Annotated in this window: 13 protein-coding genes, 1 rRNA gene and 1 pseudogene (1 of these 15 only partly in view); 3 read left to right on the top strand and 12 right to left on the bottom strand. The window is 38.1% G+C overall.

Features of this window, described 5'->3' with window-relative positions; translation table 11 throughout:
* Positions 1-11: 11 nt before the first annotated feature.
* From ACYQ3P_RS08205 to ACYQ3P_RS08185, 5 genes are all read right to left on the bottom strand, one after another.
* The gene (locus tag ACYQ3P_RS08205) at positions 12-962 is read right to left on the bottom strand and encodes an MlaD family protein (protein ID WP_460177420.1); all 951 of its coding nucleotides are present in this window, start codon (positions 960-962) and stop codon (positions 12-14) included.
* Positions 962-1,435 carry a flavodoxin family protein gene (locus ACYQ3P_RS08200; protein WP_460177419.1) on the bottom strand — a complete coding sequence of 158 codons (474 nt, stop codon included), beginning with the start codon at positions 1,433-1,435 and terminating at the stop codon, positions 962-964. Before ACYQ3P_RS08200 ends, ACYQ3P_RS08205 begins: the two co-directional genes overlap by 1 nt.
* A gap of 395 nt (positions 1,436-1,830) precedes the next feature.
* Positions 1,831-1,974: a hypothetical protein gene (locus tag ACYQ3P_RS08195; RefSeq protein WP_460176822.1), complete on the bottom strand. Its 144-nt coding sequence runs from the start codon at positions 1,972-1,974 to the stop codon at positions 1,831-1,833.
* Between the two features lie 3 nt (positions 1,975-1,977).
* On the bottom strand, positions 1,978-2,223 hold the full coding sequence (locus tag ACYQ3P_RS08190; RefSeq protein ID WP_460176823.1) for a transposase: 246 nt from the start codon (positions 2,221-2,223) through the stop codon (positions 1,978-1,980).
* 25 nt (positions 2,224-2,248) lie between these two features.
* Positions 2,249-2,845, bottom strand: a complete 597-nt coding sequence (locus ACYQ3P_RS08185; protein ID WP_460176523.1) for an IS110 family transposase — start codon at positions 2,843-2,845, stop codon at positions 2,249-2,251.
* Between the two features lie 588 nt (positions 2,846-3,433).
* Here ACYQ3P_RS08185 and fabG point away from each other — a divergent pair.
* The 3 genes and pseudogenes from fabG to ACYQ3P_RS08170 form a co-directional block, all read left to right on the top strand.
* Positions 3,434-4,204, top strand: coding sequence for a 3-oxoacyl-ACP reductase FabG (gene fabG / locus ACYQ3P_RS08180; protein WP_460177418.1), 771 nt, complete (start codon positions 3,434-3,436; stop codon positions 4,202-4,204).
* 77 nt (positions 4,205-4,281) lie between these two features.
* Positions 4,282-4,422 carry a hypothetical protein gene (locus ACYQ3P_RS08175; RefSeq protein ID WP_460177417.1) on the top strand — a complete coding sequence of 47 codons (141 nt, stop codon included), beginning with the start codon at positions 4,282-4,284 and terminating at the stop codon, positions 4,420-4,422.
* Positions 4,423-4,483: 61 nt separating this feature from the next.
* Positions 4,484-4,603: pseudogene (locus tag ACYQ3P_RS08170) on the top strand (NAD(P)H-hydrate epimerase); the annotation flags it as partial.
* Between the two features lie 144 nt (positions 4,604-4,747).
* Here ACYQ3P_RS08170 and nth read toward each other — a convergent pair.
* The 7 genes from nth to ACYQ3P_RS08135 form a co-directional block, all read right to left on the bottom strand.
* Positions 4,748-5,380, bottom strand: a complete 633-nt coding sequence (gene nth, locus ACYQ3P_RS08165; RefSeq protein WP_460177416.1) for an endonuclease III — start codon at positions 5,378-5,380, stop codon at positions 4,748-4,750.
* Between the two features lie 2 nt (positions 5,381-5,382).
* Entirely contained in the window at positions 5,383-6,414 is a 1,032-nt protein-coding gene (locus tag ACYQ3P_RS08160) for a zinc-dependent alcohol dehydrogenase family protein (RefSeq protein ID WP_460177415.1), read from the bottom strand.
* Positions 6,415-6,657: 243 nt separating this feature from the next.
* A complete protein-coding gene (locus ACYQ3P_RS08155) occupies positions 6,658-9,306 on the bottom strand; it encodes a cytochrome C (protein WP_460177414.1) in 2,649 nt (882 codons plus the stop codon).
* Positions 9,303-10,343 carry a hypothetical protein gene (locus ACYQ3P_RS08150; RefSeq protein WP_460177413.1) on the bottom strand — a complete coding sequence of 347 codons (1,041 nt, stop codon included), beginning with the start codon at positions 10,341-10,343 and terminating at the stop codon, positions 9,303-9,305. The genes ACYQ3P_RS08155 and ACYQ3P_RS08150 overlap by 4 nt, the downstream gene beginning before the upstream one ends.
* Before the next feature lie 35 nt (positions 10,344-10,378).
* Complete coding sequence (locus ACYQ3P_RS08145; protein WP_460177412.1) at positions 10,379-10,549, bottom strand: hypothetical protein; 171 nt, start codon at positions 10,547-10,549, stop codon at positions 10,379-10,381.
* Between the two features lie 445 nt (positions 10,550-10,994).
* A complete protein-coding gene (locus tag ACYQ3P_RS08140) occupies positions 10,995-12,428 on the bottom strand; it encodes a sigma-70 family RNA polymerase sigma factor (RefSeq protein ID WP_460177411.1) in 1,434 nt (477 codons plus the stop codon).
* 172 nt (positions 12,429-12,600) lie between these two features.
* A 23S ribosomal RNA gene (locus ACYQ3P_RS08135) occupies positions 12,601-14,402 on the bottom strand (it continues 1,157 nt past the right edge of the window).

The following is a 14,402-nucleotide window of genomic DNA, read 5'->3' as shown; positions in this document are numbered from 1 at the left end:
ATTATTATAACTTAAAAAACGCTAAATTTAAAAAATTTTTTCGGATTCTTTTTAATCTCTTCAATAAGCTCTTTTATTTCTCTTATACTTTGCCTTAAATCTTCAGCTGTATTTTTGTCTTTAATTAGAAGAGCAAGGGTGCCTTCAGATGTTTCAATTTCCTTAAGAATTGCATCAAGTTTTTGAGAGGAGCTAAGCAGATTTTCATAAAGAGTTGGTTCATTTATCAATTTTCCAAGACTTCCCTCTGAAGAGGCTATTTTATTTGATGCATTCTCAAAATTTTTCAGACTATTTGATAGCCTCTCATAGAAATCTTTATCCCTTGCAAGCATTCCTAAACTACCATATCTTATTTCTTTTAATGTCTCCTTAAGCTCTGCTACTGCGGAGTTTAAATTATTGTAAAGCGCTGGGTCAGAAAGCAATTTTGAAAAAGTGCCCTGAGACTCATCAATTTTTGCAATAAATTTGTCTAACTTTTTTATAAACTTTTCAACATTGCTCAAAGTAGATGATACTGTTGCAACGATATCTTTGATCTCAGTTTGAGGCTCTCCATACATGCCTTTTGAGGGATCAAAGGACTGTTGGGCTTCGCCTGGCGATATTTCAACATATTTGTCGCCGAGCAATCCTAAGCTTTGAATTCGTGCTTTAGCATCTGCTTTGAGATAAGGTATCACATCTTTGTTTACCAAAACTTTGACCACAATTCCATGTTCTCTGCTCAGCGTTATTTTTTTTACCTCTCCAACATCAAATCCTGCAACCATGACAGGAGCACCACTTCTTAACCCTCTTACGTCGGAAATATAGATATTGAAAGAGACCCTTTCTCTAAAAAGAGACTCTATACCTCCAGAAAACATAATGACAAAAAATATAATAAGCAAAGTTACAGTGATGACAATTCCAACCTTAAGGGATGCCCAGCGTAGTTGTTTTTTTCTATCAAACATTACTGAATCCTATTTAAGACTTCCGCGTATTTACTTGCCATTTCTTTAAGCTCTTTCTCAACTCTGTCATCAGGCTTTCCAATTGACACAGGTCCGTAGTGTCCTAATCTTGTAAATCCAAGACAAAGGCATCCATGAATTAAAAAAGCCTTCAAGATATCAAGGCATACAGTTTCACCGCCTCCACCAATCATTCCAGTGGATGTGAATGCTGCAACAAGTTTTCCTTCAATTTTTCTGTAATATTTAACACTTTCATCAATAAATTTTTTAACCTCTGCAGCCATTGTTCCAAAATAATTTGGTGAGCCGATAATGTATCCATCATACTCAGGAAGGCTGTCAACATTGACCTCTTCAACTTTTTTTAAATCAACTGCTACATTCTTTTTTGAAAGATCCTCAGCAATCATTTTTGCCATTTTCTCTGTGTTCCCAGACCTTGAATAATAAACAACCAAAACTCTTTTCATTCTGCACCTCCTGTGAAGATTATTTTTTTTATTCTAACCTAATTTGAGCTATTTTTCATATAAGACCTTTGTTAGTCTGTAATTGTTAGGCATACCCCTCCTTGTATTTGGGAGTGGTCACCAAACTTTCGGCTCGCTACAGTCTCCGAGCTTTCCGTCATTGCGAGCCTCACTGAAGGTGATGCGTGGCAATCCATCACACCGTCACTGCGAGCCCCTCAATGGGGCGAAGCAGTCTCTAATTAGTGGATAGTAAATAGTGCATGGTGAATTTTGGATTTTGGCTTTAGACAAAGGCGAGATTGCTTCCTCCTCGCTTCGCTCGGAGTCGCAATGACGGCCTAAGGGCGCAAGGGAAAGACGAGATTGCCTCGCTTCGCTCGCAATGTTCCGTGTTAATTTGTCAAGTATTTTTTTCCATTCATTGCAATTTCTTCATTGTATGGTATCCCACTTTTTAAAACTCCATATACCTGCCTTATTAGTTTATGGGCTACTGCTATCAATGCCTGCATCTTGCTCTTGCCCCTTTGTATCATCCTCTAATACAATGCTTTGCATGCCTTATTATATCTCATCGCTGACATCGCTGCCATATACAATATCTTCCTTATATATGCACTCCCCTTCTTCTGTATCCTCCCCTTTTTCTTTACACTCTTGCCCGATTCATATACTCTCGGGCTTATCCCTATATAACTGCCTACTGCCTTTACTCTGTCAAAATTTTCAAAACATCCAAGCATTGATACTGCTATGCATGCTGTCCTCTTGCCAACTCCAGGCACACTCTCCGCTAACTTTATCTGTTTCTCATAACTGGCCTACCGCCAATTCTTCCAATTCCTTCTCCATCTTCTGTATTGTTTCCTCTGCATTTTTTATGAGCTCGTTAAAATTTTCTATTACTGTATCTACCATTATCGGTTCATATCTTAATGCTTCTCTTTGATTCTTTAAACAATTAAGATGTTTCTGAATCTTCGCAAGGCAAGTTAATAGTATCTTAATCTTCCGCTGGGGTTCAGCCATTGGCTTAAATAATCTTATCTCTTCGCAAATCTCCACACTCTCAGCTATCACTGCAGAGTCTATTTTGTCTGTCTTCGCTCTATTAAACTTTGCATCCGCAAGTTTCTTTGTCTGCAGCGGATTCAAAATTGCTACCTTATACCCTTGCTCATATAAGTCATGGGCTAATTTTAAATGATAAACCCCTGTATGTTCCATAACAACCAGTATATCCTCTTTACAGCAGTCAGGTAGCTCCTTTTTCAAAGCCTTATGCAACTGCTCTGCATGATTCTTTAGATTGAAAGAAGCTCTTTTACCTTTACCTCTTTCCCTAATTGTTACTGCTATGGTATCCTTTGCCACATCTACTCCAACTATGAACTTCTCTTTTGTCATTTCTCTTCCTCCATTTGATTTTTTTGTTTTTCTTCCCTTATCCTATCATCGTGGGAACTCATTCAGGCTGTCTGAGCCTAATGTTCCGTTCAGGCTTAAGGGAAGGGAGAAGGTGGTGGACAACATTGCGAACGGTCTTTAAGACCTATGACAAATCGTCCTTGCCCACCTTCTTTCTTCCTGTTATTTTAACTTATCCCTGTTTAGTGTCCATATATTTATCATACGATGACAAAAAAATAAACGGTAAGGCTCGCAATGACGCCCCCAGTCCGTCATCACGAGGCTTTCGAAGAAACTTTTTCCCATCATCACGAGGCTTACAAAGCAAGCCGAGGTGATCTCTATTTAGGCATGAGAAGATTGTTTCCTCCTCACTTTGCTCGGAATTTCAATTAAGAGAAAACTTGCAGGATGAAGATTGAAAATAACAAAAATTAGGTCTAAAATAAATTCATTGAAATCCTTTATTTTGATATAATTTAATAGATCAATAAAAGGTAGCTTATACTGAACCAACAAATTTTGATGGCGCTTTAGAAGTCGTAAACAATCATCATTTAATTTTGATTGAGGAGGTTATTTATTATGTCAAGATTAAGCGGAAAGGTTGCAGTCATTACAGGAGGAGCTAAAGGCATTGGTAAGGGAATTGCAAAAGTACTGATGAGAGAAGGTGCTGCTATTGCCATTCTTGACGTGGATTCTGATGCAGGAGTAAAAACAGTTAATGAACTCAAACAAACGGGAGGGAAAGCTGTTTATGCCTATGCAGATGTTACAAACTTTGAAACGCTCAAAAAAGCAGCCGAAGAGGTGCAGAAAGAGTTAGGCGGTGTTAATATTCTTTGCTGTAATGCTGGTATTTTTCCTTCTGCTATTCTTGAAGAAATGACTGAGGCAGACTGGGATAAAGTTCATAATATTAATCTTAAGGGAATGTTTCTTACTATAAAAGCTTTTTTACCACTTTTAAAAGCGCAACCAAACGGGCGTATTATTCTTACTTCTTCAATTACAGGACCTATTACAGGATATAAAGGATGGTCACATTATGGTGCTACAAAGGCAGGTATGCTTGGATTTATGCGTTCAGCTGCGATAGAGTTAGCGCCTTATGGAATTACTATAAATGCTGTTTTACCCGGAAATATTCTCACCGAAGGAGTGCAAGCACTGGGTGAAGAGTATATTAAAACTATGAGCGCAGCTATTCCTTTGAAACGCCTTGGCACACCTGAGGATATAGGTTATGCTGTACTTGTTTTTGCCAGCGAAGAAGCAGGTTACATCACTGGACAAACACTAGTAGTTGATGGCGGACAAATCTTACCTGAGTCCCACTCTGCAATGGATTAATTAAAAAGATAAAAAATTTATGCGGACCTCTTGGTCCGCTTTACTTATTTTTTAGATATATAGAGACAGAAAATTTAGTGAAATACTTCAGAGCATATTGGAATAAAAAGGAAAGCATTAAATCAAAAATAAGAGTAGCAGTAAAGGACCTTTTATTGAAAAAAGGACATTCTTGGATTGATTATGAAAAAATTGATGAACTTTCAAAGGAAATTTAGGAATTTGCAGAGGAAATCTATCTTAAGGCAGCATAATTTTTAGTTGTGCTATAATTTATCTATGAAAGTGGTTACATCATCTGAAATGGCTGAAATTGACAGTCTCACTATTAATCAATACGGAATTCCTTCGCTTGTTCTTATGGAAAGGGCTGCATTGGCAGTGGTTAAACATATTCTTAAGCCAAAGATTGACTATATGGTGAACCCATTTGGTCATTGCGAGGCATCCGCAGGATGCCGAAGCAATCTTGTTTCGGAGATTGCCACGGGACTTCGTCTCTCGCTATGACAGTAAAAAAATACCTAATTTTCAATTTTCTGTTTATAGATTACTACTCGGGCAGATATCTTTTAATGGGCATATTTTGTGGTTTGGTGATTTAGCTTTGCAGATTTCTCTGCCAAGCATTATGAGTAAATGGGTTATTTGTCCCCAGTATTCACGAGGCGTTATCTGCATTAAGTCTTGTTCTATTTTGTCAGGGTCTGTATTATCAGTAAGTCCTAAAAGTTTGGAAAGTCTTTTTACATGAGTGTCTACCGCAATGCCTTCATTTATACCATAGGCATTCCAAAGCACTATGTTTGCTGTTTTTCTTCCAACCCCAGGTAGTGTTACAAGTTCTTCCATTTTTTTTGGAACTTCTCCATTAAATTTTTTCAAAAGCTCAGTGGCAAGATTTTTTATGTATTTGGCTTTGTTTTTATAAAAATTAATACTTTTTATGTCATTCTCAAGCTCTTTCAAAGGAGTATTAGCATAGTCTGAGGCAGTTCTATACTTTTTAAACAGATTTTCTGTGACTTTGTTTACATTAACATCTGTTGTTTGGGCTGAGAGAATAGTAGCTACAAGCAAATCAAGTGGAGTATTGAAATTGAGAGCAGTTTTTACATTTGGATATCTTTTGTCAAGCCTATTAATTATCTCTAATACTTTTGCTTTTTTGTCCATGTTTATCTCCCTATTTTTAAGACTTTTGCACCTCTGATTTTTCTCTGCTTTATATCTATTAATGCTTTGTTTGCCTCTTCAAAGTTATAAACTTCAATATCAGGCTTAATGGAAATTTGTTCTGCGATTTTCAGAAACTCAGAAATATCCTTTCTTGTAACATTTGCCACACTCTTAATCTCTTTTTCAAGCCAAAGGTCTCTCTGATAATCTATTTTAGATAAAGCATTCTTATCAATTTCCTCTTTCCGAATAGCGTTTATTATAAGCCGTCCAGATGGTTTTAAAAATCTTAGTATACTTAAAGGTGGCCTCCACACAGGAGTTGTATCAATGGCAGAATTAAGCTTTTCAGGCGGTTCATCTCCAATATTTCCAGCCCAATTTGCACCAAGCTGAAGAGCAAATTTTCTCTGCTCTTCATCCCTTGCAAATACAAAAACTTTTGCATCTGTAAATAAATGCCTTATCAATTTTAAAACAAGGTGTCCTGAAGCACCAAACCCGATAAGTCCTATATTATTTTCATTTGAAGGATTAGCAAGCATTAACGAACGATAACCAATTGCACCAGCACAAAAAAGTGGTGCCGCCTCTTCAAATGTAAGATTCTCTGGAAGAGGAAAAGCAAAATCTTCATGAATTTTAAAAAACTCAGCATAGCCACCATGAACATCTTTACCTGTTGCTTTAAATTCATAACATAGATTCTCTAAGCCTCTTTTGCAAAATTCGCATTTTCCGCAGGCTGAATAAATCCAACCTGCTCCAACTCTATCTCCGATTTTGAATTTTTTTACATTTTTTCCTCTTTCAACAACTTCACCAACTATTTGATGCCCCGGAATAATAGGTAAAAACGAAGGAACAGCTCTTCCTTCTATTTCGTCTAACTCTGTGTGACATACACCACAAGCATGAACTTTAATTAATATTTCATTATCGCCAATTTTAGGAACTTCTACTTCAATAAGCTCTAAAGGCTCTTGGTTATTTCTTAAATTTTGTATTTTATTAATTATCCACGCTTGCATTAAATAATTATAACAGATTGAAAAAAAAATTATTGAACTTGAACAACAATGCAATATATGTCTGTCATTGAAGAATTGAGTGATGTAAGGTTATCCCTGCTAATCAAAGATTTTAACCTCACACATTAGTTAATCCAATCTTTAAGGAGAGCAGTATAACTCTGCTTAACAAGGCTCTAATTGACAGGCTAATAAAGTTTTATACAAAAAGCACGATTTAGGGGATTAAAATTTAGCAAAATTCTATTTTAAGAGCTCCTTATTCCTAAAAGTTCTTAGCATATTTGAATGATGAGCATTGCCTTGCATTTTTACTTTGTGACAAACCTCGCATTTCATCTCAGCTCCAATTGGTAGTGGATTGCCCTGATACTGTATTGGTTGAATATTGTCTCTGTTTTTGCCAAAGTCATTGAATGCAGGATACACTGCATGAGGTGAGCTGTGACAAGATGTGCAAGGAAGATTACCTGTGTTGTCTTTTCTTACTCTGAAAAGCAAGCTGACATCAGATGTCCATTTGTTGAATCCAGAGGAGTCTTTTTCTGGCTTATTAAATCCAATGTGGCAGTTCAAACAATCAGGCTGATTTACCCAAGGTTTTCTTGGATTTATCTGTGTTTTAGGTGTTTCGGGAGACAAATTTTTAAGAAGTAAAGCAGCGGTTCTTGTTTCTTCCTGAGAAAGAAGAACTGAGGTTGCATGGTCATCTAATTTTCCATGACAACGAGTGCAACCAATTCCAAGTTTTGCATGGATGTCTCTGTTACATCTTGTATTACCTTTTGCATCATTTGGATGACAGAAGTTGCAAGCTCTTTCATCTTTGTATGGAATGTAGTTTGCGTGCCATCCATGCATAGATGCAGAGAAGCTGTTGTGACCCTTTATTCCATCAGATTTTACAATGAAGTCCTCATGGCATTTCTGGCACATCATTGGTTTTCCTTTTAAAGCACTCTCAAGAAGCTTTGTTCCGTGCCTTCTGTCATGTATCTTAAGAATATTAATGGCTGTCTCATCTGATATTCCTGAAATTCCATTCCATCTTGGCTTACCTCCATGACATTCAAAACATCTGAGTTCAGTTGAGACAGGTGCAACAAATAAGGTTCTTTGTAAAACCTTTCCTGTATTCTTTTCTATAGCCTTTGCTTCAAATATCGGATATGGATTAAATATACCATCTTCTCTGTATGGTGAAACTGGAACGCCTTCAGCTATAAATATTTTTTTGTCCTTGCCAAGGTCAAAAACATCATTAAGCTTTTTCCCGCTTATGCCTACATTATCTGGAATTTTTTTGCCCTTAAAGGATTCTGAATATTTCCAGAAATCATGAAATTTTGAAGGATTTTCATGTCCTTTCTGCACTGTATATTGAATTTCAACTCCCTCAGTGACTATCTCAGGCTTTACACCTCTCTTTATAAGAACAGCTTGGAATGTGCTTCCAGGATAAAGGAAAGAAAACCATTTATCACTGTCGGTTATACATTTTTCTCCAAGAACGCTCCATACAAGTAAGACATATTCATCTTTTTTAGGGTCAAACTGAGGTATTTCAACAGGCTCTTCCTTTGGCTTAAATTCTGCAATTTGTTCATCCTTTTTTTCTCTAAGGCTCATAATAAATTTAGCAAGTGCCTCCATTTCCTTCTCTGTTCCAATGAATTTTGGCATGTAGTCAAGAATTTTACCCTGACCATAAAGTTGGCTGATTATTCCAAGATATGTAAGCCCCTCTGTTTTTTCAACAATATCGTTTTTAATGCCTCTTATTGTGTGACAGCTAAGACACTGTAAATTAAAAATTTCTCTGCCTGCTTGTATTTCGTTTTCTGGAGTTATTTCTTTTATCTTTGTCCACTTAGCATGCTTAAGAATGCCTTCTCTGTTTAATTTTTCTTCGTCCTGAAGTAAAATCATCGGCGAATACATATAGCCATATATTACATAAGGCTTTCTTGCATACTCACGCATGTACTCAAATGAGCCAATCCAAGAAAGACCAACAGCAAGCAGAACAAAGAGTGCGATTTTCTGAATTGCATGGGAAGATCTAAGAACAAAAGCAATGGAGAGTAGATAAATAATTACAGATGAAAAGATGAAGACATTGATAGCATTTTTAGTTTGAAGGTTTAAGAAAAAGTTTGTAAATCTTGCATTTTCTGGAATGCTGTAGAAATACCAAAGTCCTGAAATTAGAAGAAAAGGCAAAGGAATATAAAGCCAAAAAGAACAGTAACGAAGAAGTTTTTGCCTTAGGAAAGAGTCCTTTTCAAAAACTGCTGTAACAAATCCAAATAATCCTGCAAACATTACACAGATGCCTGTCCTAAATACAAGCCCTGGCAGGTGTGTTGGATTAAAGAAACCATCCCAGAAGTTTTTTGTTTTAAGCCATTCTCCGGGAGTCAGCATAAAAGTTATGATTCCATTGATTATAAAAAGGCTTAACCAAGCTGCAAGTGCATATATAAATGCAATCCTTAATCTATTTTTATCTGAAAGAGCCTCAAACTTGTAATGATAAATAAGAAGAGATACTATTTCTACAATAAAAAAGACCCATTCAATAGCCCATGCAAATACAAAAGTGTGAATTAACAGGGATGTAGCCCACGGACTTGCAAGAGCTATGCTGAACCATATTCCAACTCCTGATACTCCTCCAAGCACCATTGTAAGCAAAAGAAAGAACCATATATGTCTGCGAACATAGTTTCTTAAGGCTAAATCTTTTTCGCGAACGCTTTTTAGGTCTGTAAGCCAAAGAAAAATTCCTCCTCCAACTGCAAAATGGGAGATGAACACATGCAAAACAGCAATTATAGCAACAACAGTACCTGAATTTAAATAATAAAGTTCCCACACAGGGTAGTTCATCTGACTACCTCTTTTCTAAATTCAATTTTTAGCATGTAGATGATAACTCCAACTCCAAGCATTAAAATTACGACAAATATGGCAAATACATCCCATTGGGGTACAAGCTCAAGTTGACTTGGTGAAAATTTATCGGTTAAGTAAAAAATCCTTAAATTATACCTGTTAATTATCATTGCAATAAGTGTTAGAAGTAGAAAAAGGATTGTGCCTTTTAAATTCCCTTTGATTGCTGTAACTATTGATACTAAAGCGGTTGTAATACCAATAATTAAAACTGCTGTAGCAAAAGCATCCTTTCCCATAAATTTAAGCATTATTTCATTGGGATGGGAAAGAAGAAACCACACTCCAACTACAATCTGAATCATAGTTGCATAAGCAAATATTTTTAATCCTTCCTTTGTTTTTTCTTTATTTCCCTTTTTATTAAAATAAAAAGCATAAATTATTCCGCCAACAGCAATTGAGGCTACAAGAAAATGAAGAAATCTTGGATAAATGCTTGGCACATTCCAAAGCAGAATTGTGCCATCTCTTTTTTCAAAATATGCTATCCATTTATCAGGCATCTCCATCATTGAAAGGTTATTAACAAGCATAAAGGCTATGTAAAAAACCAATATTAGAATAAGCAAAAGAGCATGTCTTGAATAATTAGAGGTGTCAAATTTTTTATAGTAATAGTAAGAGCTGTAGTAGGCAATGATTAAAAATGGAATAATCAAAATCCAAAAGCTTCCCATAAAAATTGAAGATGTGTAAAAAAGACTACCAAAAACAACCTGCAAAAACAAAAGTGCAGGAATAGCCATATTTATCCCAAGAGCAAATAGTATAGGAATTTTCTTAGCAAAGGGATTGAGTAATGAAATAGATTCTTTTTGTCTGCCTTTGAATAAAATAATCAGAGCAAGTCCTACAATAGAATTTACAAGAAGTATATGAATGAGAAAGAAAAGTTGTTCAAGAACAATAAAAATCTCGGCTGGTACAGGCAAAGCTTCAGAATAAGGTATTAAGGAATTTGCATTCATTGTTTTATAATTTATATCACAAATTTAAAAATTTTTCAAGAGTTTTTGGAAACCCAAAAATAGAGATAGAAATCCAAAAATTGGTATAACCATTTGAAAATTAAGTATTTTTTGCTGTCATTGCGAGCATCCGAAGGATGCGAAGCAATCTCTACTTTATTTTTCAATAAAGCCTTATTAGAGACTGCTTCGCCCCAGATTGCCACGCTATCGCTCGCAACAGGGGGCTCGCAGTGACAAGTGTCTATCGCTATTTTTGGGGGAAAAATTTTTTGATGAGTTCAGCCAGTGTGGAGTAAAGTTGAGATATAAAAACTCAAATGAGCGATTTTATTTTATTTAGAATTTGGTTAGTATGTAATTGGGAGTCTCCAAAGGTACATAGCAATATATCTTTCCCCCTATTATCATTATAAGGCAGAACTTCTACTTGTCATTGCAAGGGTGCAACAGTATCCGAAACAATTACAACTTTTTTGGCAGATGAGAAGAGCGATAATGTTTTACAGAGCTTGTCACAAACAGAAAGCATAACCACCTTTAAAATACCCCTTAAAAATAAAACAATTTTGGTTTAATAAAAAAGCAAGGGAAACTGAACAAATCAGATTCCCTTGCTTTTTTCAAAAAACTCTTTACAATTAAATAATCTTATGATTTTCTGGGTTCAATGGTATCACTTATAAGCATTTTTAACAACTTCAACCTACTTGGATGTTTCAATTTTCTTAATGCCTTAGTTTCTATCTGTCTTACCCTCTCTCGAGTTATTGAAAGATATCTACCTACTTCCTCAAGTGTGTGGTCTCTGTCCTCTCCGATACCAAATCTCATCTTTATTACCTTCTCTTCCTTTGGTGTTAATGTTTTAAGAACCCTTTGTATATGCTCGCTCAATTCAATTCTTTCGGCATCAGAAAGCGGAGATGAAGCATTTTTATCTCCGATAAAATCTTCCAGCTCTGTATCCTCATCTCCAATTGGTGTCTGGAGTCCAATTGGGTCCTGAATTGCTCTGAATACTTCTTCTACTTTTTTAACTGGCACACCAAGCTTTTCAGCAATTTCCTCATTGCTCGGTTCTCTTCCAAGCTGCTGAGTGAGTTCACGGGATGCCTTAGTAACTCGGTTATAAAACTCCATCATATGCACAGGAACTCTTATTGTCTTTGTTTGGTCTATTAGCGCTCTTGTAATTGCCTGCCTTATCCACCAAGTAGCATATGTAGAAAACTTAAATCCCTTTTCGTACTTAAATTTATCTACAGCTTTCATTAAACCAATATTACCTTCTTCAATTAAATCAAGAAGTGGCAACCCTCTTCCAACATAATTCTTTGCTATATTTACCACAAGACGTAAATTCCTCGTTATAAGCTCATTTTTTGTTTCTTCTACAAGACATTTTGCTTTATAAATTTTATTCCACACATCTTTTAACTCTTCTATTTTTAAACCTGTTTCGTTTTCTATCCTTTTTATTTCAGAATAAACTTCTTTATAAAGATTTTCAAGCTCTTTTGTATTTTTTCCTTCCTTTTTTGATTCATTTATAATTCTTCTTAAATTTTTTAGATTTCCATAGTCTTTAATTTTTTCTTCTGCCTTTTCGAGGTCATTAATTAAGTTTTCCAATTTTATGATTGTTCTATTGACTGCCTCATCTATTTTTTCATCTTCTGTTAATAGCTCAAGTTCTTCTTTTTCTATTTCATCTAAAACTTTTTTATAAATAGGTAAGGTTAATACTGTCTCTTTTATGATGGTTTTTCCTTCTTGTAGCTTTCTGGCAAGCTCAATTTCTTCATCCTTTGTGAGGATAGGAATATCGCCCATTGAATTAAAGTAAGCCTGTACTAAGTCTTCAACATGTTCTTCCTCTTCTATTTCCTCCTCCTCTTCCAAAAACATCTCCTCTTCATCAACAACCCTAACTCCCATATCACTCAAAACATCAATCAGGTCTTCAATTTCTTCAGGAGAATAATACTCAGAGGGAAGTGCCTCGTTAATCTCATCATATGTTAATCTTCCTCTTTTCTTGCCAAGATTTACTATTTCTTCAAAAATATCTCTTTCTTTCATATTCCTTAGCCCTCTTAACAAAAATTTATCTTACTATTTAATGTTACCAAATTTTTAAAAAATTTCAAGACATTATAAAGATTCTTAAATTCAAAATAAATAAAAGAGAGAAAGGATTTATCCTTTCTCTCTTTATCTGAAAAATTTTTTTTGACAAGAAGAAGTAAAAGAGTAAGTCAAGACACACGGCCTATTAGTACTGGTAAGCTAAACACCTTACGGTGCTTACACTTCCAGCCTATCAACCTGGTAGTCTACCAGGGGCCTTTAGGTCCTGAGTTTCCTCAGGACGGGAGACCTTATCTTGGGACGGGCTTCCCGCTTAGATGCTTTCAGCGGTTATCCCTTGCGGACATAGCTACCCAGCATTGCCGCTGGTGCGACAACTGGAACACCAGAGGTCCGCCCACCCCGGTCCTCTCGTACTAGGGGCAGCCTCCCTCAAGTCTCCTACGCCCACAGCAGATAGGGACCGAACTGTCTCACGACGTTCTGAACCCAACTCACGTACCGCTTTAATGGGCGAACAGCCCAACCCTTGGGACCTACTTCAGCCCCAGGATGCGATGAGTCGACATCGAGGTGCCAAACCGGGCCGTCGATGTGAACTCTTGGGCCCGATCAGCCTGTTATCCCCGGCGTACCTTTTATCCGTTGAGCGATGGCCCTTCCACACAGAGCCACCGGATCACTAAGCCCGGGTTTCCCCCCTGCTCGGCTTGTCAGCCTCACAGTCAAGCCTCCTTATGCCTTTGCACTCAACGGCTGGTTTCCGTCCAGCCTGAGGAGACCTTTGGACGCCTCCGTTACTCTTTAGGAGGCGACCGCCCCAGTCAAACTACCCGCCAGGCAGTGTCCCAGAGCCGGATAACGGCTCTCGGTTAGAGCCCCAACAACACAAGGGTGGTATTTCACCGACGGCTCCACAGGAACTGGCGTCCCTGCTTCATAGCCTCCCACCTATCCTACACATGCATTGCCAGGACTCACTGCCAAGCTGTAGTAAAGGTGCACGGGGTCTTTCCGTCTAGCTGCGGGTAACCGGCGTCTTCACCGGTTGCTTAAGTTCGCCGAGTCCCTCCCCGAGACAGCGGCCCAGTCGTTACGCCATTCATGCAGGTCGGAACTTACCCGACAAGGAATTTCGCTACCTTAGGACCGTTATAGTTACGGCCGCCGTTTACCGGGGCTTCGGTTTGGAGCTTTGGAGTTGCCCCCTAACTCCTCCCCTTAACCTTCCGGCACCGGGCAGGCGTCAGTGCCTATACATCCTCTTACGAGTTAGCAGGCACCTGTGTTTTTGGTAAACAGTCGCCAGGCCCTCTTTACTGCGGCCTCCTCGGGCTCAGATTTACATCCTCACCCTACTCGAGGCACCCCTTCTCCCGAAGTTACGGGGTCAGTTTGCCGAGTTCCTTGGGGAGGGTTCTCTCGAACGCCTTAGTATCTTCTACTCGCCTACCAGTGTCGGTTTGCGGTACGGGCACCTAAATGACTCCCTACGAGGCTTTTCTCGTCAGTGTGAAATCAGCAGAGTTCGGCCTTACGGCCTTCCCCGTCACGCCTCAGCTTTAACGAGGAAGGGGATTTGCCTCCTTCCTCAGCCTTGACGCTTGGACCTGTAAACCATAACAGGCTCTGCCTATCCTCCTGCGTCCCCCCTTCGGTGATAACGCCATTTAGGTGGTGCCGGAATATTAACCGGCTGTCCATCAGCTACGCCTTTCGGCCTCGCCTTAGGTCCCGACTAACCCCGGGCGGATGTACCTTCCCCGGGAAACCTTAGGCTTACGGCGGGTAGGCTTCTCACCTACCTTTACGCTACTTATGCCAGCATTGTCTCTTCTGCCTCCTCCAGCAAGCCTCACGACTTGCCTTCAACGGTTAGCAGAATGCTCCCCTACCACTCACCATTCGGTGAGTCCGCAGCTTCGGTGGAATGCTTAAGCCCCGTTAAATTTTCGGCGCAGCATC

This window comes from Thermodesulfovibrio hydrogeniphilus, assembly GCF_054657355.1.
The sequence above is the reverse complement of the archived record's forward strand: the minus strand, read 5'-3'. Positions and strand labels throughout refer to the sequence as shown.